This window comes from Janthinobacterium sp. GW822-FHT07H11 (assembly GCF_058798615.1).
In genome coordinates, this window is record NZ_CM179507.1 from 2,688,769 (window position 1) to 2,710,990 (window position 22,222).

At 60.9% G+C, this 22,222-nt stretch carries 19 protein-coding genes and 2 tRNA genes; 16 read left to right on the plus strand and 5 right to left on the minus strand.

Annotated elements, in window-relative coordinates; translation table 11 throughout:
* Positions 1 to 10 precede the first annotated feature (10 nt).
* Positions 11 to 1,255 carry an ergothioneine biosynthesis protein EgtB gene (egtB, locus tag AC3RCJ_RS12050; protein WP_492963121.1) on the plus strand — a complete coding sequence of 415 codons (1,245 nt, stop codon included), beginning with the start codon at positions 11 to 13 and terminating at the stop codon, positions 1,253 to 1,255.
* A gap of 3 nt (positions 1,256 to 1,258) precedes the next feature.
* On the opposite strand, the gene AC3RCJ_RS12055 is transcribed toward egtB, so the two are convergent.
* Together AC3RCJ_RS12055 and leuA are read right to left on the minus strand one after the other, a co-directional pair.
* The gene (locus tag AC3RCJ_RS12055) at positions 1,259 to 2,854 is read right to left on the minus strand and encodes a methyl-accepting chemotaxis protein (RefSeq protein ID WP_492963123.1); all 1,596 of its coding nucleotides are present in this window, start codon (positions 2,852 to 2,854) and stop codon (positions 1,259 to 1,261) included.
* Positions 2,855 to 3,036: 182 nt separating this feature from the next.
* Positions 3,037 to 4,743, minus strand: a complete 1,707-nt coding sequence (leuA, locus tag AC3RCJ_RS12060) for a 2-isopropylmalate synthase (RefSeq protein WP_492963125.1) — start codon at positions 4,741 to 4,743, stop codon at positions 3,037 to 3,039.
* Positions 4,744 to 5,226: 483 nt separating this feature from the next.
* Between leuA and AC3RCJ_RS12065 the strand changes: the two genes are divergently transcribed.
* The 3 genes from AC3RCJ_RS12065 to AC3RCJ_RS12075 all read left to right on the plus strand — a co-directional run bounded on the left by AC3RCJ_RS12065 (position 5,227) and on the right by AC3RCJ_RS12075 (position 7,725).
* Positions 5,227 to 5,595, plus strand: coding sequence for a type VI secretion system baseplate subunit TssF (locus AC3RCJ_RS12065; protein WP_492963127.1), 369 nt, complete (start codon positions 5,227 to 5,229; stop codon positions 5,593 to 5,595).
* Positions 5,595 to 6,335: an effector protein Tle3 domain-containing protein gene (locus tag AC3RCJ_RS12070; protein WP_492963129.1), complete on the plus strand. Its 741-nt coding sequence runs from the start codon at positions 5,595 to 5,597 to the stop codon at positions 6,333 to 6,335. Before AC3RCJ_RS12065 ends, AC3RCJ_RS12070 begins: the two co-directional genes overlap by 1 nt.
* A gap of 418 nt (positions 6,336 to 6,753) precedes the next feature.
* Positions 6,754 to 7,725: a hypothetical protein gene (locus tag AC3RCJ_RS12075; protein ID WP_492963131.1), complete on the plus strand. Its 972-nt coding sequence runs from the start codon at positions 6,754 to 6,756 to the stop codon at positions 7,723 to 7,725.
* A 14-nt stretch (positions 7,726 to 7,739) separates the two neighbouring features.
* Here the strand turns inward: AC3RCJ_RS12075 and AC3RCJ_RS12080 are convergent, their stop codons facing one another.
* Positions 7,740 to 8,009 (minus strand): barstar family protein, encoded by a 270-nt coding sequence (locus AC3RCJ_RS12080; protein WP_492963133.1) that lies wholly within the window; start codon positions 8,007 to 8,009, stop codon positions 7,740 to 7,742.
* A 14-nt stretch (positions 8,010 to 8,023) separates the two neighbouring features.
* A complete protein-coding gene (locus tag AC3RCJ_RS12085) occupies positions 8,024 to 8,686 on the minus strand; it encodes a hypothetical protein (protein ID WP_492963135.1) in 663 nt (220 codons plus the stop codon).
* Positions 8,687 to 8,855: 169 nt separating this feature from the next.
* Between AC3RCJ_RS12085 and AC3RCJ_RS12090 the strand changes: the two genes are divergently transcribed.
* The 6 genes from AC3RCJ_RS12090 to AC3RCJ_RS12115 all read left to right on the plus strand — a co-directional run bounded on the left by AC3RCJ_RS12090 (position 8,856) and on the right by AC3RCJ_RS12115 (position 16,025).
* Positions 8,856 to 9,764 carry a patatin-like phospholipase family protein gene (locus AC3RCJ_RS12090; RefSeq protein ID WP_492963137.1) on the plus strand — a complete coding sequence of 303 codons (909 nt, stop codon included), beginning with the start codon at positions 8,856 to 8,858 and terminating at the stop codon, positions 9,762 to 9,764.
* A 59-nt stretch (positions 9,765 to 9,823) separates the two neighbouring features.
* Positions 9,824 to 10,231, plus strand: coding sequence for a GlcG/HbpS family heme-binding protein (locus AC3RCJ_RS12095; protein ID WP_492963139.1), 408 nt, complete (start codon positions 9,824 to 9,826; stop codon positions 10,229 to 10,231).
* 295 nt (positions 10,232 to 10,526) lie between these two features.
* Positions 10,527 to 11,705 carry a glutamine-hydrolyzing carbamoyl-phosphate synthase small subunit gene (gene carA, locus AC3RCJ_RS12100; RefSeq protein ID WP_492963141.1) on the plus strand — a complete coding sequence of 393 codons (1,179 nt, stop codon included), beginning with the start codon at positions 10,527 to 10,529 and terminating at the stop codon, positions 11,703 to 11,705.
* Positions 11,698 to 14,937 carry a carbamoyl-phosphate synthase large subunit gene (gene carB / locus AC3RCJ_RS12105; RefSeq protein ID WP_492963143.1) on the plus strand — a complete coding sequence of 1,080 codons (3,240 nt, stop codon included), beginning with the start codon at positions 11,698 to 11,700 and terminating at the stop codon, positions 14,935 to 14,937. Before carA ends, carB begins: the two co-directional genes overlap by 8 nt.
* 168 nt (positions 14,938 to 15,105) lie before the next feature.
* Positions 15,106 to 15,582, plus strand: coding sequence for a transcription elongation factor GreA (gene greA / locus AC3RCJ_RS12110; protein ID WP_034757428.1), 477 nt, complete (start codon positions 15,106 to 15,108; stop codon positions 15,580 to 15,582).
* Positions 15,582 to 16,025, plus strand: a complete 444-nt coding sequence (locus AC3RCJ_RS12115; RefSeq protein WP_492963145.1) for a DUF4149 domain-containing protein — start codon at positions 15,582 to 15,584, stop codon at positions 16,023 to 16,025. The genes greA and AC3RCJ_RS12115 overlap by 1 nt, the downstream gene beginning before the upstream one ends.
* A gap of 227 nt (positions 16,026 to 16,252) precedes the next feature.
* Here AC3RCJ_RS12115 and AC3RCJ_RS12120 read toward each other — a convergent pair whose 3' ends face one another.
* Positions 16,253 to 16,723: a YhbY family RNA-binding protein gene (locus AC3RCJ_RS12120; protein WP_492963147.1), complete on the minus strand. Its 471-nt coding sequence runs from the start codon at positions 16,721 to 16,723 to the stop codon at positions 16,253 to 16,255.
* 42 nt (positions 16,724 to 16,765) lie between these two features.
* On the opposite strand from AC3RCJ_RS12120, the gene AC3RCJ_RS12125 reads away from it, so the two are divergent.
* The 6 genes from AC3RCJ_RS12125 (at position 16,766) to AC3RCJ_RS12150 (ending at position 22,189) form a co-directional block, all read left to right on the plus strand.
* The gene (locus AC3RCJ_RS12125) at positions 16,766 to 17,449 is read left to right on the plus strand and encodes an RlmE family RNA methyltransferase (RefSeq protein ID WP_492963149.1); all 684 of its coding nucleotides are present in this window, start codon (positions 16,766 to 16,768) and stop codon (positions 17,447 to 17,449) included.
* A 201-nt stretch (positions 17,450 to 17,650) separates the two neighbouring features.
* The gene (gene ftsH / locus AC3RCJ_RS12130; RefSeq protein WP_492963151.1) at positions 17,651 to 19,531 is read left to right on the plus strand and encodes an ATP-dependent zinc metalloprotease FtsH; all 1,881 of its coding nucleotides are present in this window, start codon (positions 17,651 to 17,653) and stop codon (positions 19,529 to 19,531) included.
* A 109-nt stretch (positions 19,532 to 19,640) separates the two neighbouring features.
* Entirely contained in the window at positions 19,641 to 20,474 is an 834-nt protein-coding gene (folP, locus tag AC3RCJ_RS12135; RefSeq protein ID WP_492963153.1) for a dihydropteroate synthase, read from the plus strand.
* 39 nt (positions 20,475 to 20,513) lie between these two features.
* Positions 20,514 to 21,851 carry a phosphoglucosamine mutase gene (gene glmM / locus AC3RCJ_RS12140; protein ID WP_492963155.1) on the plus strand — a complete coding sequence of 446 codons (1,338 nt, stop codon included), beginning with the start codon at positions 20,514 to 20,516 and terminating at the stop codon, positions 21,849 to 21,851.
* 92 nt (positions 21,852 to 21,943) lie between these two features.
* Positions 21,944 to 22,020 (plus strand) — tRNA-Pro (locus AC3RCJ_RS12145).
* 94 nt (positions 22,021 to 22,114) lie between these two features.
* A tRNA-Arg gene (locus tag AC3RCJ_RS12150) sits at positions 22,115 to 22,189 on the plus strand.
* Positions 22,190 to 22,222: the final 33 nt, after the last annotated feature.

Here is a 22,222-nt window from a genome sequence, read left to right on the forward strand (position 1 = left end):
CAAGGAAAAGATGCTGATCGATCATTACCATACAGTGCGCCAGCACTCGCTGCGGCTGGCCGAGCCCTTGTCCGACGAGGATTGCGGCGCCCAGTCGATGCCGGACGCCAGTCCCGTCAAATGGCATCTCGCGCATACCACTTGGTTTTTCGAAACGTTTATTCTGGAAAGCATGGAAGCGGCGTTCGCGCCATTCCACCCCGCCTTCCGCGTGCTGTTCAACTCGTATTACAACGGCGTGGGCGAGAAGCACCCCCGCGCCCAGCGGGGCTTGCTGACGCGTCCCGGCATGGCGCAGGTGCGCGCCTACCGCATCGATGTCGATGCGCGCATCGCGCGCCTGCTGGCGGGCGAGCTGGCGCGCGACGCGCGCGAACGGCTGACCATGCTGCTGGCGCTGGGCCTGGAACACGAGCAGCAGCACCAGGAGCTGCTATTGACGGATGTCAAACACCTGCTGGCGCAGAGCGCGCTGTTTCCCGCTTATCTGGACAATGCGCTCGACGGCGCGGTGGCGCCGGCGCAAGCACACGCGCAGTCCACGGCCTGGCTCGCCTTCGACGGCGGCCTGGCGCAGATCGGCCACGCGGGCGACGGTTTTTGCTTCGACAATGAACTGCCGCGCCACCCGCAATACGTGGCGCCGTTCGAACTGGCCAGTGCGCTGGTGACGAACGGCGAATTTCTCGCCTTCATCGAGGCGGGCGGCTACCGCACGGCGCACCTGTGGCTGGCCGAAGGCTGGGACTGGGTCTGCCGCCAGCAGCTGCAATGTCCGCTGTACTGGCAGCGCGATGACGCGGGGCACTGGCTGGAATTTACCTTGCATGGCTTGCAGCCGCTGGAGCCGGACTTGCCGGCCACGCATTTGTCGCTGTTCGAGGCGGATGCCTATGCGCACTGGGCCGGCGCGCGCCTGCCCACGGAAGCGGAATGGGAACTGGCCGCGCAGGGCGTGGCCGTGCAGGTCGGCCGGCTGCATCCGGCGGCCGCCACGCAGGCCGGGGGATTGCGGCAAATGTTCGGCCACTGCTGGCAATGGACCAGCAGCAGTTATGCGCCGTATCCCGGCTACCGCACGGCGCCGGGCGCCCTGGGCGAATACAACGGCAAGTTCATGCTGAACCAGTATGTGCTGCGCGGCTCCTCGTGCGCCACGCCGGCCGGCCACGCGCGCGCCAGCTACCGCAATTTCTTTCCGGCCGGCGCGCGCTGGCAATTTTCCGGCATCCGCCTGGCGCGCCAGGTGGAATAGGCGCTAGCGGCGTGCCAGACGCCGCGCGGCAGTAGCGGCCGGGCGTGCCGCTACCTTGCCATGGACCGCGTCATCGAGCTTGAACTGGCTGACCAGCGCTTCGAGGTCGCTGGCCTGCTCATGCATGGCGGCCGCCGCCGCGGCCGCCTGCTCGACGAGCGCCGCGTTTTGCTGCGTGGTCTGGTCCATCTGCATGATGGCGGCATTGATCTGCTCGATGCCTTCGCTTTGCTCGTGGTTGGCGACGCTGATTTCGCCGACGATGTCGCTGACGCGGCCCACGCTGGCCACCACTTCTTCCATCGTCGTGCCAGCCTGGCTCACCAGTTGCGCGCCCTGGTCGACGCGGCTGACGGAGTCGGCGATCAGTTCCTTGATTTCCTTGGCCGCTGCCGCCGAGCGGTGCGCCAGGCTGCGTACCTCGGTGGCGACGACGGCAAAGCCGCGTCCCTGCTCGCCCGCGCGCGCCGCTTCCACGGCCGCGTTCAAGGCCAGGATATTGGTCTGGAAGGCGATGCCGTCGATGACGGCGATGATGTCGACGATCTTGCGCGAACTGGCGTTGATGGCATCCATGGTGCCGATGACTTCGGCCATGGCCGTGCCGCCGCGCTGGGCGACCAGCGATGCGGAGCGGGCCAGGCTGTCGGCCTGGCGCGCATTGTCGCTGTTGCTGCGCACCGTGCCGGTCAGTTCGATCATCGACGATGCCGTCTCTTCCAGCGCGCTCGCTTGCGCCTCGGTACGGGCCGACAGGTCGGCATTGCCGCTGGCAATCTCGCTCGAGGCCACGGTGATGGTGCCCGTGCCGCCGCGCACCTGGCCCACCAGCGTGGCCAGGTTGTGGTTCATGTCGCGCAGGGCCTGCAGCAGCTGGCCCGTTTCATCCTTGCCGTCAGTCACGATTTTGCTGCTGAGGTCACCACCGGCCACGGCTTGCGCCACGCGCAGCGCATACGCGATCGGCGCGGTGATGGAGCGCGTGACGCGCCAGGCGAAGAGCACGCCCAGCAGCAGGGCGACGGCGCCGAAGCTGGCCATCAGCACATTTGCCATGGAAATATTCTGGTGTATCTGTTCGCCGCCGCGCATGACCACGCCGCGCTGCACGTCGTTCAGGGTATTGACGGTCTTTTGCAGGCGGCTCAGCGCCGGCAGCGTGTCGTCGCGCACGTGCCTGGCCGCTTCCGCGCGCTGCCCGGCCACCAGCAGCTTGTCGGCCTGGCTGAACGAGACAACATAGGCCTTGCGCTGCTGTTTCAGGGTGGCCAGCAGTTCCTTGGCTTCCGGCAGCACGATCAGGCGGTCGAGAATTTCCAGGGCCTTGGTGATGGTGGCCTTGTTGGTGTCGATTTCCGCGTGGATGGCCGCCGCGCGGGCCGGATCCTCATGGATGAACAGTTCCAGCACCAGCGCCGCGTTCGAGCGCGTGGTGCTGCGGACGGTGGCGATGGCGTCGGCCTTGGCCCAGTCGCGCTCGATGATGGCGTCGCTCAGTGCACCTATCTTGTCCAGGCGCAGCAGGCCCGTCAGTACCAGCACCGCCATCAGCAGCAGCACCACGCCAAAGCCCGCACCCAGGCGTACGCCTATCTTCATATCCGTTAATTTCATCATAGTCCCTCGGTAGCTAACATTCTGTCCCCGGTGGTCTTATTATGAGTCGATTATACGGCGAGTGATACTTCTTTTGCAGCAACAATTGCTCTACGGAAATGAAAAAGCGGCACGGCGATCAAGCCGTACCGCTTTTTTTTCCTGCGCAAGAGGGAAAACCGTCCTCAGGCAGCGCTGGCCGCCACGTCGGCTGTTGTTGTTTTTTCGGCTTCCGTCTGCTTGATGCGGCGGTTTACGGCCGACAGCACGGCCTTGAACGAGGCGGTGACGATATTGCTGTCGATGGCGGCGCCGAACAGGGTCGGGCCGTTATCGAGGCGCAATTCGACGTAGCAGGCCGCCTGCGCGTTGGCGCCGGAACCGATCGAGTGCTCATGGTAATCCATCAGCTTGATGTCGAGACCGAGCGCATTGACGAAGGCGTCGATGGGGCCGTTGCCGCCGCCCTGCAGGGCCAGCGGCGTCTGGCGGTGCGACAGGCTGATGTCGATCTGCACGGATTCATCGCTGCTCGTGTCTTCCACCATGCGGTGCGAGGCATAGGCGTACGGCGCCACCTGCTCCAGGTATTCGCGCTGGAAGATTTCATGGATATCCTGCGCGGCGATTTCGCGGCCCGTGGCGTCGGCCACGGCTTGCACGGCGCGCGAAAATTCGATCTGCAGGCGGCGCGGCAAGACCAGGCCGTATTCCTGTTCCAGCAGATACGCCATGCCGCCCTTGCCGGACTGGCTGTTGACGCGGATCACGGCGTCGTAGCTGCGGCCCAGGTCGGCCGGGTCGATCGGCAGGTAGGGCACTTCCCAGATGCTGTCCGGTTGTTGCTTGGCAAACCCTTTCTTGATGGCATCTTGGTGCGAGCCGGAGAATGCCGTGAACACCAGGTCGCCCGCATACGGGTGGCGCGGGTGGACGGGCAGCTGGTTGCACTCTTCCACGCATTTGCGCACGGTATCGATGTCGGAGAAATCCAGGCCCGGGTGCACGCCCTGCGTGTACAGGTTCATCGCCAAAGTGACGAGGTCGACGTTGCCCGTGCGCTCGCCATTGCCGAACAAGCAGCCTTCCACGCGGTCGGCACCCGCCATCACGGCCAGCTCGGCCGAGGCGACGGCCGTGCCGCGGTCGTTATGCGGGTGCACGCTGATGATGATGGAATCGCGGCGCGCCAGCTTGCGCGACATCCATTCGATCTGGTCCGCATACACGTTCGGCGTGCTGCATTCCACGGTCGAGGGCAGGTTGATGATCATCTTGTTGGCGGGCGTCGGTTTCCAGATGGCGCTGACGGCGTCGCAGATATGCTTGGAGAAATCGAGTTCCGTGGTGGAGAACGATTCCGGCGTGTATTCGAAGCCCCATTCCGTTTCCGGATGCTGCGCCACCAGCTGTTTTACCAGGGTGGTGCCGGTGGTGGCGATCTGCGTGATTTCTTCGCGCGACATGCCGAACACGACCTTGCGGAACACGGGCGCCACGGAGTTGTACAGGTGCACGATGGCGCGCTTGGCGCCGACGACGGACTCCACCGTGCGGCGGATCAATTCTTCGCGCGACTGGGTCAGCACGATGATGGTGACGTCGTCCGGGATGCGGCCTTCATCGACGAGCTTGCGCACGAAGTCGAAATCCGTCTGCGATGCCGATGGGAAACCCACTTCGATTTCCTTCAGGCCGATGGCGATCAGCATCTCGAAGAAGCGCAGCTTCTTTTCCGCGCTCATCGGCTCGATCAAGGACTGGTTGCCGTCGCGCAAGTCGGTGCTCATCCAGATCGGCGGTTTGCTGATGATCTGGTTCGGCCATTGACGGTCGGTCAATTTGACGGGAGGAAAGGCGCGGTATTTGGAAGCTGGGTTTTGCAACATCATGATCGGGTACTCCTGAAGATAGGGGGGAAATCAATGGTTGTGGCGCAAGCTTGCCGGGCGGCCACGCAACACTAGGCCAGGCAAGCGATCGGTAGCGGTAGCAGTGCGGCCGCGATGCCAGCAGGGGCGGTCGCAGCGGGAATTACGTGTACGTATGGGGATGGTGCAAACATCATCAAACCTTCCAGGGTTTTTGAAACACGCCGGCGTGTGACCAGGCGAAGCAATGCGGCAAACTTATGCGCGTGCTAGCAGTAGTCGCGATAGCGACAGCAGGGAAGGGGAGGAATGTTTGAAGGAGGACATGCACTTAATGTAAGGGAAGTGGGGCGGGGCTGTCAAGCATATTTCGCCAGGGAACAACCTCTGCGGCCATGTTATGGATTTGCTTATTGTTCCTGCGCAACTTACTTTTCCAGCGCTGTTGAATAATGACGCTATGCCTGGCGGCCCGTGTCGCCCGTGCTGTCCTGGAGCCGACGTATGGAATCATTGCTGAAATATTATGAGCTGGAATTGGGCATGTTGCGTACGCATCAGCAGGAATTCGCCGCGCGCTATCCCGGCGTGGCCGGTGCACTGGGTCTGACTGGCAACAGTTGCCAGGACCCGCATATCGAGCGCCTGATCGAGGCCTATGCCTTGTGCAATGCCCGCACGGCCAAGAAGATCGATGACGCGCGCCATGTTTTCACCGAGTCCATGCTGGAAGTGAATTTTCCACATTACCTGAGGCCGTTTCCCGCGTGTTCGATAGCCCACGTGGACGCCAGCGGCGTGCCGGGCCAGGCGCGCGACGGCATCGATATCTTGCCACGCGGAACATTGATGCATGCCCCGCAATATCCTTGATGCGCCAGCGTATCAATGCCTCGCCCGACAAGTACTGGAAAATCCCGCTGGAAGCGCCCGACCTGCCAGAGACCTTCTTCCCGCAGGCGAAGTTGTTTGGCGCTATCTGCCCCAGCTTTGACATGGGACTGCATCCGCACGGCTGGGATCGCAACAAGGATGCCGCCCATCCGAAGGGCGACCCCTTCCATGGCGAGCGCGAGTTGTCGATACCGCGCGGCGGCCTGCATGGCGAAAAACAGCGCACCGATGCCGCGCGCGGCAACGAGGAGAGCGAAGCGGCACTGCAATACGAATACCACGCCTCCCTGCGCATGATGGCCAAGCGCGAAGGCAAGGTCGAGAAAGGCAAGCAAGTCACGGAAGAAGACCGTCCCGAGACGGCGAGCGCGCAATACACGGCATGGCGCCATCGGAAAATCCAGGCGGGACTCGCTGGAAACGTCGGCACCTATGCCACCGATCACTCCACCATCCTGACCAACAGCGAGCATTCCAGAAAGGCGCTGGCGTATGACGTGGCCGTGGGCTGTTGCCATCTGTTGGAAACGGATTTGCGGGAGTTGAGGACGATGGCGGATTGGCGGTTTCTTGAATATTTTGAAAGTAATGAGGATTTTATATTATTGGATAGATACATTAAAAAAGGGAAATATAAAGAGGTTGCTGTTTTGGAATGGAGTAAGTCGGCAGAGGGCTCAATGCCAGAAAAAATTCAGAACCTGCGCGAAAATAGGTAATTTCAAATTTTGCAAATTAAAATTAAAGGCTAACGGTATGGTTAAAAGTAATGTAGTAACTTCTTTGGCTGCAATCATGGCGTCGATAGGGCTATCTTCTTGTGCCGTCAAGCCGGAGTTGAATACCGATAAAAATAAGGTTGACACGACTGACATCAGTAAGCCGTTTACTGCGCAAGTTGTGGGATTGCAATGGTTGAATCCTCTTCAGCGTCAGGACTATTCAACCGAGTGGCAACTATTATGGACTATGGGGAAGGTGCAATCGAATAAGAAAGATGATATGTTGGAACTATATCCAGAGGAATTTTCGGAATTGAAATATGTATCTGATATAGCATCATCAAATAAATTAACAGGTACTTTCAGAGGATATCATCGTAAATATGTAATCCAAATGATCGCTAGATTTCATGGAATGTATTTTTCCAATCCCACTTATTTTTATAACGCCCACGACTTCAAACACAAAAAAGGCTGGAATGAACTGGCGGGTATCCATGTCGAATATACCGTGCCCGCAGAGCGGGTTGATTCCATCCAGGCAGGCGAAGTCCTGCGCGAAGAAATCATCGATACTTTTTCAATCGGGAATCCAAGTTTCCCCAACTCCTGGACCAAGTCCACGCCGCCCGACGTGCGCGTCACAGCCGGCGGCGCGAATGCCGGGTTTATCTCTCTGGCGGCCGCCCTCGATTATCTGCAGGCGCATCCGAAGGAAACGGTGTGGGTGATGAGCTGGGATGCGCCCAGTTTTCCCAAGGATGAGCAGATCAATGAAAACATGGTCTTGCTGGTATTGGCCGGTCCGAACTACAAGACGGAGCGCGATGCGCTGGCGTGGATAGGCTATCCGGCCACGCAGCAGGTCGGCGCCTTTACTGCGCAGAAGGGCTTGCCGCCGCCCACGGTGCAGGCGTGGCAGGCGACCCTGGCGCAGGCGGCCGCGAATGGGCACAAGACCGATGCCGAGATCGGCTATGTGATCCACGACGCGCACAACACGCATCCGGCCTCGTCGGACCGCATCGGCTACCTGGCGCAGACCTTGACGACCGAGGTGCCGGCCTTCGATTTTCTCCGGCAGACCTTCAATACGCCGGCCTTGCTGGGTGAAATGGGCGCCGCCACGGCCTTGACGAATGTGGCGCTGGGCATTGCGCAGGCGAATCACTTTGGCCAGAACGTGCTGGTGGCGGGCACCAGCGACGCCGGCCAGACGAGCGGCGTGCTGATCTTGCCGCCGGCCAAGGTGCGGCCGATCGACCCCGTGAAACCATGGTTCCGCGCGCGCGGCGGCGGCAATGCCTATCTGATGTGGTGGGGCATCCGCCATGCCTGGGCCACGCTGGATGCGGGGCAGTTCAATGAGCAGGGCTATTCGAAGTAATCGACGGTAAAAGCTCAGGCATGGCGCACCTGCGCCGCCTGGGCCGGCATGTCCTGCGCCAGGCGCGCCAGGCTGCGCCGCAGCATGGCTGCATCGGCGGGCAGTCGCGTGGCAAAGGCTGGCCAGCCGCGCAGTTCCAGCTGCTGCGGCATGTCCACCAGGCCCGTGATGGCATCGTGGAAGGCATCCCAGTTCATGCCGTAGAAGGAAGGGAAATCCAGCGCGGCTGCCAGTGCCGCGTGCAGCTGGCTCGGCGTGTTGATCTCGCTCAAGTCGATTATCACAAGGGTTTGCCTGTTCACAGTATGCCCTTGAGCAGGTTCTGCAGGTTTTGCCGCATGCCGCCCACCACCGTCTCATGCCGCTCCAGGATGGCGGAAGCATCTTTGAACGGTACCGGCTCGAGGTACAGGCGCGGCAAGTCGGCCACGGCCACGCCGCGTGGGCCGCCGCGCAGGATGTCGTCGGCGTGCTGCGTGATGGCGCTCACTGCCGCCCGGATGCGCGGCGTGGCGGACGCGGCCAGGCAGACGGCCAGCGCCGCGTCCAGTTCGGCGCGCGCGGGTGCCTGCGGCAGCACGGGGGCGGCGATCTGTTCCAGCGGCGACATGTTGACGGCCGGCTTGCGGTACGCCAGCAAGGTATCGAGCGCCATCAGCCGGTGCGGGCCGCCGCGGTGCAGCCAGTCAACGATTTGCGGCCACGGCGTGTCGAGCAGCGCGGCCGCCACGCCCCATTGCCCGGCCACGGGCGAGCCGATATTGGTGTTGATCCAGGCGATGGCGGCCGGGTTGCCCGTGTAGGCCAGCAGAATGGCGTTCGACGAGCGCAGCGCGGGCGCTTGCGTGGCAAGGATGGCGGTCAGCCAGGCGAGGGCGCCGTCGGGCGGCTGCTTCGATAACTGTTGCGCGAACGGCTCGCCCAGGACGCGGCTGTCGGCAAATTGCAAATGTTCTGGCATGGTGAAAAGGAAGAAAAGGCGAGGTGCCAGTCTAACAGCAGCGCAGGCGCGCACGTTTCCCTGGAGCCTGGTCCTGTCGCCATTTAAGACTGCCTTCAGTGCGGGCAGCCCCGCTTGCGCTACAATCGGCTCTTCTTTTTACTGCCGCGTGCGGTTCCCTTTAGCCACTATGCTCCCTAAACGCCTGACTCTGCTTGCCCTGGCCGCCTTTGTGCTGGCCGGTTGCGATACCACCGCCCCGAAACCCGTACAAGTATTGACGCCGCCCGAACCCGTCGTCGCTCCCCGCAAGATCAAGATCGGCCTGGCGCTGGGCGGCGGCGCGGCGCGCGGCTTTGCGCATATCGGCGTGATCAAGGCGCTCGAATCGCAGGGCATCCATGCCGACATCGTTGTCGGCACCAGCGCCGGCAGCGTCGTGGGCGCCCTGTATGCGGCGGGCAATTCCGGCTTCGCCCTGCAAAAGATGGCCTTCGACATGGATGAGGCGGCCATTTCCGACTGGGCCTTGCCCCTGTTCGGCAAGTCGTCCGGCGTGCTCAAGGGCGAAGCGCTGCAAAGCTATGTCAACAAGGCCGTCGGCGGCGTGCCGCTGGAAAAGCTGAAGATCCCGTTTGGCGTGGTGGCCACCGATTTGAAAAATGGCCAGCCGATCCTGTTCCAGCGTGGCAACACCGGCATGGCCGTGCGCGCCTCGTCGGCCGTGCCCGGCGTGTTCCAGCCCGTGACGATTGCCGGCCATACCTATGTCGATGGCGGCCTGGTCGCTCCCGTGCCGGTGCGTTTCGCGCGCGACATGGGCGCCGATTTCATCATCGCCGTGAATATCTCGTCGCAAACGGATACGCAAAAGGCCATCAGTTCGATGGAAGTGCTGATGCAGACGTTCGCCATCATGGGCCAGCGCATCAACCAGTTCGAATTGAAAGATGCGGACGTGGTGATCCAGCCCAGCCTGGGCACCATGAAGGGCAACGATTTCAACAGCCGCAACCAGGCCATCCTGGCGGGTGAGCAGGCGACATTTGCCGTGATGGCACAGCTCAAGCAAAAGTTGAAAGCCCGGCGGGAGCAGTAAGTAGCCGCGCCGCAGCGCATTTCGTATACAATTTTACTTCAACATAACAAGGATGCAGCATGCAATCGAAACCGATTTTGACCCTGGACGACGTAAAGAAAATCGCAGCCGCCGCCGAAGCGGAAGCGGTCAAGAATAACTGGGCGGTCGCTATCGCCATCGTCGACGACGGCGGCCACCTGGTGTGGCTGCAGCGCATGGACGGCGTGGCGCCGATCTCGTCGCACATCGCCCCATCGAAAGCCAAGACGGCCGCCCTGGGCCGCCGCGAATCGCGCATCTATGAAGAGATGATCAACGGCGGCCGCGTGTCGTTCCTGAGCGCACCGGAAATCGACGGCTTGCTCGAAGGCGGCGTGCCCATCGTGTACGACGGTCACTACGTGGGCGCCGTCGGCGTCTCGGGCGTCAAGTCTGCCGAGGACGCGCAAATCGCGAAAGCGGGCATTGCGGCCCTGACGGCCTAAGTAGTAGCCACAGTTGCAGAACCAGCCGCTCCGCGCAAGCCGGGCGGCTTTTTTCATGGGGCGCCGGTTTTATGCTGCTGCGCAAAAAAATGCCGGGCTTTCTGAATTTTCTTCCTTGTGGAAAAGCTTCCTTTTGGTTATAATTCAAAGGTTTAGCCAATCACACATATACCGTAGCGACTACCCATCCCCTCATTCAAAATGACCGTTGAAACGCCCTGAGTGCATCTGGCTCGGGTATCTAGGCGGTCGGTCTGACGTGGCGCAGCTACGGTAACTTTATCAGGAGTTGCCCTTGCCGCCATTTTTTTCTGGCCCTGCCGTTCCAGCCATATTAGCGCTTGCTGATGGAACGATCTTTAAAGGTTTTTCGATCGGCGCCGCCGGTCATACCACGGGCGAGGTTGTTTTCAACACCTCGATGACCGGGTATCAGGAAATCCTTACCGACCCAAGCTATTGCCGCCAGATGGTCACCCTGACCTATCCGCATATCGGCAATACGGGCGTCAACCCGGAAGACGTCGAGTCTTCCAAGGTACACGCCGCCGGCCTCATCATCCGCGATCTGCCATTGCTGGCATCCAATTTCCGTTCCACCGTTTCCCTGTCCGACTACCTGAAAGCTGAAAATATCGTCGCCATCGCCGGCATCGATACACGCAAGCTCACGCGCATCCTGCGTGAAAAAGGCGCGCAGGGCGGCGCCATCCTGGTCGGTACGCAAGGCAACGAACCGTCCGCCGCGCAGGCGCTGGAACTGGCCCGTTCCTTCCCCGGCCTGGCCGGCATGGACCTGGCCAAGGTGGTATCGAGCAAGGTCGCCTACGAGTACCGTGAAACGGAATGGACCCTGGGTGTAGGCTACGGCCAGCTGGCTGACGCGGACGCGAAATACCACGTGGTCGCCTTCGACTACGGCGTCAAGCGCAACATCCTGCGCATGCTGACGGCGCGCGGCTGCAAGGTCACCGTGCTGCCAGCGCAGGCGACGGCCGCTGACGCCCTGGCACTGAATCCGGACGGCATCTTCCTGTCGAACGGTCCGGGCGACCCGGAACCGTGCGACTACGCCATAGCGGCGACCAAGGAGCTGATCGAGAAGGGCATCCCGACCTTCGGCATCTGCCTCGGCCACCAGATCATGGCGCTCGCTTCCGGCGCGAAAACCTTGAAGATGAAGTTCGGCCACCACGGCGCCAACCACCCGGTGCAAGACCTGGAAACGAAACAGGTCTTGATTACCTCGCAAAACCACGGTTTCGCAGTCGACGCGGCAACGTTGCCCGCGAATTGCCGCGTGACCCATGAATCGCTGTTCGACGGCTCCCTGCAAGGCTTTGCCCGCACGGACAAGCCGGCCTTCTGCTTCCAGGGCCACCCTGAAGCGTCGCCGGGCCCGATGGATGTTGCTTACCTGTTTGACCGCTTCATCAACTTGATGGCTGCGGAGGAGAAAAAGAAAAATGCCTAAACGTTTAGATATCAAAAGTATTCTGATTATTGGCGCTGGCCCGATCGTGATCGGCCAGGCCTGCGAATTCGATTATTCCGGCGCGCAAGCGTGCAAGGCCCTGCGCGAAGAGGGCTACAAAGTCATCCTGGTCAACAGCAATCCTGCGACCATCATGACGGACCCGGAAATGGCCGACGTGACCTATATCGAACCGATCACCTGGTCGGTCGTCGAGCGCATCATCGCCAAGGAGCGTCCTGACGCCATCCTGCCGACGATGGGCGGCCAGACGGCGCTGAACTGCGCGCTGGACCTGTTCAACAACGGCGTGCTGGCAAAATACAACGTCGAGCTGATCGGCGCATCGCCGGAAGCCATCGACAAGGCGGAAGACCGCTCCAAGTTCAAGGACGCGATGACCAAGATCGGCCTCGGTTCGGCACGCTCCGGCGTGGCGCACTCGATGGAAGAATCGTGGGCCGTGCAGCGCACCCTGGGCTTCCCGACCATCATCCGTCCATCGTTCACCATGGGCGGTTCCGGCGGCGGCATCGCCTACAACGAAGAAGAATTCGAAACCATCTGCAAGCGCGGCCTGGAAGCATCGCCGACGAAAGAGCTGCTGATCGAAGAATCGTTGCTGGGCTGGAAAGAGTACGAGATGGAAGTGGTGCGCGACAAGGCGGACAACTGCATCATCATCTGCTCGATCGAAAACCTCGATCCGATGGGCGTGCACACGGGCGACTCCATCACGGTTGCGCCAGCGCAAACGCTGACGGACAAGGAATACCAGATCATGCGCAATGCCAGTCTGGCAGTGCTGCGCGAGATCGGCGTCGACACGGGCGGCTCGAACGTGCAATTTTCGATCAACCCCGTCGATGGCCGCATGATCGTCATCGAGATGAACCCGCGCGTATCGCGTTCGTCGGCGCTGGCCTCGAAAGCGACGGGTTTTCCGATCGCCAAGATCGCCGCCAAGCTGGCCGTCGGTTTCACCCTGGACGAGCTGCGCAATGAAATCACGGGCGGCGCCACGCCGGCTTCGTTCGAACCGTCGATCGATTACGTCGTCACGAAGATTCCCCGTTTCACGTTCGAGAAATTCCCGACCGCCGACCACCACCTGACGACGCAGATGAAATCCGTCGGCGAAGTGATGGCCATCGGCCGTACTTTCCAGGAATCGTTCCAGAAAGCCTTGCGCGGCCTGGAAGTGGGCGTGGACGGCATGAACGAAAAGACCAAGGACCGCGAAAAGATCGAAGAAGAACTGGGCGAGCCTGGCCCTGAGCGTATCTGGTACGTGGGCGATGCGTTTGCCCAGGGTTTTACTTTGGAAGAAGTGCACCAGCTGACCAAGATCGACCCATGGTTCTTGATCCAGATCAAGGAAATCGTCGACCTGGAACTGTGGCTCGATACGCAGAAGCTGGACAACCTGGACAAGAACACCCTGTACAAGTTGAAACAGAAGGGCTTCTCGGACCGCCGCCTGGGCTTTTTGCTGCAAACGACCGACACGGCCGTGCGCCAGCAGCGCCATGCACTCAATATCCGTCCCGTCTACAAGCGCGTCGACACGTGCGCGGCGGAATTCTCGACCGACACGGCGTACATGTATTCCACGTACGACGAAGAGTGCGAATCGAATCCGACCGACAAGAAAAAGATCATGGTGCTGGGCGGTGGCCCGAACCGTATCGGCCAGGGTATCGAGTTTGACTATTGCTGCGTCCACGCGGCCCTCGCCATGCGCGAAGACGGCTACGAAACCATCATGGTCAATTGCAACCCAGAAACGGTTTCCACTGACTACGATACTTCGGACCGCCTGTACTTCGAATCGCTGACCCTGGAAGACGTGCTGGAAATCGTCGCCATCGAAAAACCGGTCGGCGTGATCGTGCAGTACGGCGGCCAGACCCCATTGAAGCTGGCGCTGGACCTGGAAGCGAATGGCGTGCCGATCATTGGCACCTCGCCCGACATGATCGATGCGGCCGAAGACCGCGAGCGTTTCCAGCAGATGCTGCACAAGCTGGAGCTGCGCCAGCCGCCTAACCGCACCGCGCGCACGGAAGCCGACGCCCTGGCGCTGGCGCAGGAAATCGGCTACCCGCTGGTCGTGCGTCCATCGTACGTGCTGGGCGGGCGCGCCATGGAAATCGTCCACGAGCAGCGCGACCTCGAGCGCTACATGCGCGAAGCCGTCAAGGTCTCGCACGATTCGCCCGTGCTGCTGGACCGCTTCCTGAACGACGCCATCGAGTGCGATGTCGATTGCATCTCCGACGGCGAAACGACCTTCATCGGCGGCGTGATGGAACACATCGAACAGGCTGGCGTGCATTCGGGCGACTCGGCTTGCTCCTTGCCGCCGTACTCGCTGTCGCAAGAAACCATTGATGAACTGAAACGCCAGACGGCGCTGATGGCCAAGGGCTTGAACGTGGTCGGCCTGATGAACGTACAGTTCGCGATTCAGAAGCAAGAGATCGACGGCCAGCTGAAAGACGTCGTCTTCGTGCTGGAAGTCAATCCACGCGCCTCGCGCACCGTGCCTTTCGTGTCGAAAGCCACCGGTCTGCAACTGGCGAAGATCGCCGCACGCTGCATGGTCGGCCAGTCGCTGGCCTCGCAAGGCATCACGCAGGAAGTCGTGCCGCCATATTTCAGCGTCAAGGAAGCCGTGTTCCCGTTCGTCAAGTTCCCGGGCGTGGACACCATCCTCGGCCCTGAAATGAAATCGACGGGCGAAGTCATGGGCGTGGGCCTGACCTTCGGCGAAGCGTTTGTGAAATCGCAACTGGGCGCCGGCGTGAACCTGCCAAAATCGGGCAAGGTCTTCATCAGCGTGAAAGCGTCGGACAAGCCGCGCGCCGTGCAAGTGGCGCGCGACCTGGTCGAGTCCGGTTTCACCGTGGTTGCCACCAAGGGCACCGCCGCCGTGATCGCTGCCGCCGGCATCGCCGTCACGCCAGTGAACAAGGTGATCGAAGGCCGTCCGCACGTGGTCGACATGATCAAGAACCATGAAATCGTGCTGGTGATCAACACCGTGGAAGAAAAGCGCAGCGCCATCGTCGATTCGCGGGCCATCCGCACCTCGGCCCTGGCCTCGCGCGTGACGACCTACACCACCATCGCCGGCGCGGAAGCGGCAGTCGAAGGCATCCGCCATCTGGATGAGTTGCGTGTGTACGATCTGCAAGGTCTGCACAAGACCCTGCAACAGGCTGAGTAATCCGCGTGTGATTTGCAGTGACCGCCGTTAGGCGGTACACTGCATGCTTATCAACCACAGAGTTCCGTGCAGAGCAGCGCGCGGCCTCTGTGGTTTTCACTTGGTAAGTCCGTTCAGCGTGGCAAAACACGGCAACGGCGCCGATAACTAGCAGATAGTAGAGATAACATGACCTCAGTCCCATTGACCAAATACGGCGCAGAACTCCTGAAGGAAGAGCTGCATCATTTGAAGACCAAGGAACGCCGCATCGTCATCGATGCGATCGCCGAAGCGCGTTCGCACGGAGATTTGTCGGAAAACGCCGAGTACGATGCCGCCAAGGAGCGCCAGGCCTTCGTCGAAGGCCGCATCGCCGAGCTCGAGGGCAAGCTGGGTGCCGCGCAAATCATCGACCCGACCGCGCTCGACGCGGAAGGCCGCGTGGTGTTTGCCTCGACCGTGAACCTGGAAGACCTGGAATCGGGCCAGAAAGTCACGTACCAGATCGTCGGCCTCGATGAAGCCGACCTGAAAATGAACAAGGTGTCCGTGACGTCGCCGATCGCCCGCGCGCTGATCGGCAAGTATGCCGGTGACGTGGTCGAAGTGCAGGCGCCGTCCGGCCCGCGCGAATACGAAATCCTGGAAGTACTGTACATCTGATGCTGGCCCGCGTGCGCGTCCTCGTTGCCACCCTGTGGGCGGGCAGCCTGTGGACCATCGGCTTCATCGTGGCACCGACCCTGTTCGGGACCTTGAGCGACCGCGTGCTGGCAGGCAATATCGCCGGCAGCATGTTCCGCGCCGAGGCCTGGCTGTCGATCGCCTGTGCCTTGATACTGCTGGCCTTGCTGCAATGGGCGCCCGGCGTGCTGGAACCGAAGCGCCGCCGCCTGCTGGGGGCGCTGGTGCTGTCGATGCTCGTGTGCGCGCTGCTCAGCCATTTCGGCATTTCGCCGCTGATGGCCGAACTCAAGGCGCAAGCGCCGTCGGGCATCATGGACGAGGCCATGCGCAGCCGCTTCGGCATGCTGCACGGCGTGTCGACCGTGATCTTTGCCGTGCAAAGCGTGCTGGCGGGCGTGCTGATCTGGAAACAGCAGTAATCGTCTGTGGTGTTGTCGGATTACGCGTGGCCTGCGGCCCCGCTAATCCGACAAATGCCGCAGCGCAATTGCAATAAAAACGCGCAGCCCGCAGGTCGGATTGGCGCGCAGCGCGTAATCCGACGATGTCTATGTAATAACAGTAATAAAAAAGCGGAGCAGGGAAGATCCCGTGCTCCGCTTCTTGTTTCAAGCCCGGCCGCCTTGCGGTGGCCGGGTGTACAGGCTTACTTGCTGCCCAGTGCGCTTTTCTTGGCGCTTTTCTGACGTGGCTTGGCACGCTTGATGGAACCGCCTTCGGTAACGCGCTCATTGCCCTTGATCATGACTTTCGTCACGCTCGGGCGCTTGGTGCCGCTGGCGCTGGCCTTGACGATGGTCACTTCGCGCATGCCTTTGCCGGCGCTGACCTTCTCCTTAACCACATCTTTTTTCGGACGGTAGATTACCAGCAGTTTGCCTATATGTTGTACCGGGGCGGCGCCGAGATTGCCGCAAATCGTATCGTACATTCCGACGCGGGCTTCGCGGTCGTCGCCGAACACGCGCACTTTAATCAGGCCGTGCGAATCCAGGCCCAGGTCGATTTCTTTGAGGACAGCAGGTGTCAAGCCCGCTTCGCCAATGATGACGATAGGCTTCAGCGCGTGTGCTTCGGCGCGCAGTGCGCTGCGCTCTACGGGTGTAAGTTTTAGCATAATAATTTTTAGTAATTCCCTTAAAAGCAGTATTCTACGCGAATGGCAAAGAAGAAATTAAACAAAAACTGGTTGCACGACCACATAAATGATCCTTATGTGAAGTTGGCGCAAAAAGAGGGCTACCGTGCCCGGGCCGCATACAAGCTCAAAGAAATCGATGAAGACGAGAAACTGATCAAGCCTGGGCAGGTGATTGTCGACCTGGGCTGCACTCCCGGCAGCTGGGCGCAGTACACGCGGCGCAAGCTGGCCGGCAAGGATGGCGGCGGGGTCAATGGTACGCTGATTGGCCTGGACATGCTGGAAATGGAGCCGATCGCCGATTTCCACTTCATCCAGGGCGACTTCCGCGAAGCGCGCGTGCTGCGCCAGCTGGAAGTGGTGTTGCAAGGCCGCAAGGTCGACCTGGTGCTGTCGGATATGGCGCCCAATCTGTCGGGCATCGCCACGGCGGACGCCGCGCGCATGGAGCACCTGATCGACCTGGCCATCGAATTTTCGCAGCTGCACCTGAAGCCATCCGGCGTGCTGCTGGTGAAATGCTTTAAAGACATGGGTTTCAGCCAGATCGTGGAGAAATTCCGCGCCGAATTCAAGGTCGTGGTGCAGAAAAAGCCCAAGGCCAGCCGCGATAAATCGTCGGAAATCTTCCTGATGGGGCGTGGTGTCAAGAATCCGATGAAAAATGCCGTTGAAGAAGATGATTCCGCCCTTGATATTTAAGCGGGAATCCGCACATGGGAACGAGAAGTGCGGTGGCGGCGGTGGTATAAAAGCCTAAATTGTTTATACTGCACTTTTTTGCGTGAACGCGGTTTTTTCGCGCGCACGGATCGGCGGGCTTTGGCACGGCCCGCTTATTACGAGTAAAATCGTGTTTCTAGCTATAGGTAAAGAGATGCGCACTGCATCCAAGGAGTCTTCGTGAATAACATGTTTTCCAAATCTGCCATCTGGGTAGTCGTATTGCTGCTGTTGTTCATGCTGTTCAAGCAATTCGACAGTCATGGCGCCACAGGCGGCAGCAAGGCCATCGCTTATTCCGACTTGCTGGATGAAGTCAAAGCCAAGCGCGTCAAGGATGTCGTGATCGAAGGTTCGTCGATCACCGCCAAGCTGATGGACGATACCAAGGTGCGTACCACGGCTACCAGCCTGGACAAGGGCCTGATCGGCGACCTGCGCGACAATGGCGTGCATTTCGATGTGCGTCCGCCCGAGGAAGCGTCGTTCCTGCAACAAATTTTTGTTTCCTGGTTCCCCATGCTGCTGTTGATCGGCGTGTGGGTCTTCTTCATGCGTCAGATGCAGGGCGGCGGCAAGGGCGGGGCATTCTCGTTCGGCAAGTCGAAGGCCCGCATGATGGATGAGGCCAGCAACACCGTCACCTTCGCCGACGTCGCTGGTTGCGACGAAGCCAAGGAAGAAGTCAACGAAGTGGTCGATTTCCTCAAGGACCCGAGCAAATTCCAGAAACTGGGCGGCCGCATCCCGCGCGGCGTGCTGATGGTCGGCCCTCCGGGCACGGGTAAAACCCTGCTGGCGCGCGCCATCGCCGGCGAAGCCAAGGTGCCGTTCTTCTCGATTTCCGGTTCGGACTTCGTGGAAATGTTCGTTGGCGTCGGCGCAAGCCGCGTGCGCGACATGTTTGAAAACGCGAAAAAGCATTCGCCATGCATCATCTTCATCGACGAGATCGACGCTGTCGGCCGCCACCGCGGTGCCGGCATGGGCGGCGGCAATGACGAGCGCGAACAGACCTTGAACCAGTTGCTGGTCGAGATGGACGGTTTTGAAGCGAACTCCGGCGTGATCGTCGTGGCCGCCACCAACCGTGCCGACGTGCTCGACAAGGCGCTGCTGCGTCCGGGCCGTTTCGACCGCCAGGTGTCCGTCGGCTTGCCCGATATCCGTGGCCGCGAGCAGATCTTGAACGTACACATGCGCAAGGTGCCTATCGGTACCGACGTGAAAGCCGATATCCTGGCCCGTGGCACCCCCGGTTTCTCGGGCGCGGACCTGGCCAACCTGGTCAACGAGGCAGCCCTGTTCGCGGCACGCCGCAGCAAGCGCCTGGTGGAAATGGCCGACTTCGAAGATGCCAAGGACAAGATCTACATGGGTCCGGAGCGTAAATCGATGATCATCCGCGAGGAAGAGCGTCGCAATACGGCTTACCATGAGTCCGGTCATGCCGTCGTCGCCAAGCTGCTGCCGAAGGCCGATCCCGTGCATAAAGTGACGATCATGCCGCGCGGCTGGGCCCTGGGCCTGACCTGGCAGCTGCCGGAACACGACAATCTGTCCGCCTACAAGGACAAGATGCTGGAAGAAATTTCCATCCTGTTCGGCGGCCGTATCGCCGAAGAGATTTTCGTCGGACAGATGTCCACCGGTGCATCGAACGACTTTTCACGCGCCACCAAGCTGGCCCGCTCCATGGTGACCCGCTTCGGCATGTCCGACAGCATGGGCGTGATGGTCTACGAAGACAGCGAAAACGAAGGTTTCTTCGGTGGCGCCACGAAGACGATCTCGGAAGCGACCCAGCAAAAGGTCGACGCTGAAATCCGTAACATTCTGGACAAGCAATATGCTTTGGCGCGCACCTTGCTGGAAAGCAACCGCGACAAGGTCGAAATGATGACCAAGGCCTTGCTGGAATGGGAAACCATTGACGCCGAGCAAATCAACGACATCATGGCTGGCCTGGAGCCGCGTCCGCCGAAGGTCATTCCGCCACGCCGCAATGCGGGCGACAGCGGTGCCGGCGGCATCTCGCCGAACGTGACGGCACCGGCCTGATCATGATGCCGGCCTCCTGCGGGCGGCCTGCGATAACAAAGGGTAAGGAGCAATCCTTGCCCTTTTTCGTTAGCGCGCCAGTCTTTCCTTCCTGACTATATAGATTCACATGCGACATTATCTTCAATTTGGCCGCTTCGGCTTCAACCTGCAGGGCACGCAGGCGCTGGTCATGGGCATCCTGAACATCACGCCCGATTCGTTTTCCGATGCGGGCCGCTACCAACACCTGGAATTTGCCCTGTCGCGCGCCGAGCAGATGATGCTGGACGGTGCCGACATCCTCGACATCGGCGGCGAATCGAGCCGGCCCGGTGCGCCGCCGTTGCCGCTGCAGGACGAATTGCAGCGCGTCATGCCGGTGCTGTATGCCCTGCGCGACTGCGGCAAGCCCCTGTCCGTCGACACCTACAAGCCCGAAGTGATGCGCGAAGCCATCCTGGCCGGCGCCGACATGATCAACGACATCAACGGTTTCCGCGCGCCGGGCGCCATCGATGCCGTGCGCGGCAGCGACTGCGCGCTGTGCATCATGCACATGCAAAGCGTGCCGCAGACCATGCAGGACCAGCCGCAATACGAGGACGTGGTGCGCGAAGTCATCGACTTCCTGCGCGAGCGCGTCGATGCCATGGTCGGGGCGGGAATCGAGCGCGAGCGCCTGTGTGTCGATCCCGGCTTTGGCTTCGGCAAGACTGTCGAGCAGAACTATGCCTTGCTGCGCGCCACGCGCCAGCTGCGCGGCGAACTGGGCCTGCCGGTGCTGGCGGGCCTGTCGCGCAAGTCGATGATCGGCGCCGTGACGGGCCGGCCTGTCGAGCAGCGCCTGGCCGGCAGCATTGCCGGTGCGCTTGCTGCGGTAGCGCAAGGTGCGGAAATTGTACGTGTGCATGATGTGGCGGAAACCGTCGATGCCTTGAAGGTCTGGCGCATGGCGCACTGAGCCTGTAAGATTCATTATAAACAACAAAAAGAGAAATTTATGACCCGGAAATATTTTGGTACCGATGGTATTCGTGGCCTGGTGGGCGTTGCCCCGATCACCCCTGATTTCGTGATGCGCCTCGGCTACGCGGCCGGCAAGGTGCTGGCCAAGTCGCATGGCAGCAAGGTGCGTCCTACCGTACTGATCGGCAAGGACACGCGCATTTCCGGTTATATGCTGGAAGCGGCGCTGGAGGCTGGCCTGTCGGCGGCTGGCGTGGACGTGATGCTGGCCGGCCCCATGCCGACCCCGGCGATCGCCTACCTGACGCGCGCGCTGCGCCTGTCGGCCGGCGTGGTGATTTCCGCCTCGCACAATCCCTTCCATGACAATGGCATCAAGTTCTTTTCCGGCCAGGGCACCAAGCTGCCCGACAGCATGGAGCTGGAAATCGAGGCGGCGCTGGACGAGCCGATGGAATGCGTGCCGTCGGACAAGCTGGGCCGCGCCAAGCGCCTCGACGATGCGCAGGGCCGCTACATCGAGTTTTGCAAGAGTACCTTCCCGAACGAGCTCGATCTGCATGGCCTGAAGATCGTCGTCGATTGCGCGCATGGCGCCGCGTATAACATCGCGCCGCATGTGTTCCACGAGCTGGGTGCGGAAGTCATCGCCATCGGCAACAAGCCCGATGGCTTCAACATCAACGCCGGTTTTGGCGCCACGGCAACCAAGGCCATGGCGGCGGCCGTCGTCGAGCATGGCGCGGACCTGGGCATCGCGCTCGATGGCGATGCGGACCGCCTGATCATGTGCGACGCCACCGGTCGCCTGTATAACGGCGACGAACTGTTGTACGTGATGGTCAAGGACCGCCTGGCGACGGGCCCCGTGCCTGGCGCCGTGGGCACCCTGATGACGAACATGGCGCTGGAAGTGCTGTTCAAGCAGCAGGGCATCGGTTTCGCGCGCGCCAAGGTGGGCGACCGCTACGTGCTGGAAGTCATGAAGGAAAAGGGCTGGATACTGGGCGGCGAAGGCTCGGGCCACTTGCTGTGCCTGGACAAGCATACGACGGGCGATGGCATCGTCTCCGCGTTGCAAGTGTTGTCGGCGCTCAAGCGCAGCGGCCAGAGCCTGCAGCAATGCCTGGCCGAACTGGTGCTGTTCCCGCAAACCCTGATCAATGTGCGCGTGGCCCCCGGTTTCGACTGGCAACAGAATGCCGTCATGGTGGCCGAGAAAGAGGCGGTCGAGGCTGAACTGGGCGACACGGGCCGCGTGCTGATCCGCGCTTCCGGCACGGAGCCGCTGATCCGCGTGATGGTGGAAGCCAAGGACAAGGAGAAGGCCGAGTCCATGGCGCGCCGCATCGCCGATAAAATTGCCGTATAAAACAAAAGGCAGGGGCGGGCGCGATAGTTATTTCCGCCTAATTCGTCTATGGCAATTGACGAAATTGTGGGGAAGCGTTATTATCTTGTCTTCGGAGTGTGGCGCAGCCCGGTAGCGCACCTGGTTTGGGACCAGGGGGTCCAAGGTTCGAATCCTTGTACTCCGACCAAAGTCATAAGCGGGCTGTCAGAAATGACAGCCCGTTTTCTATTGTGCGACGCCTTGGCATTGCTGGCGCGCATAGACTAAAATGCTGCACCTTTCCGCCCATCGTTCAACGGATAGGACAACGGTCTTCTAAACCGTGAATGGGGGTTCGATTCCCTCTGGGCGGACCAGTATGTACTGGCCAGTAATGCCATCAGCGGCGC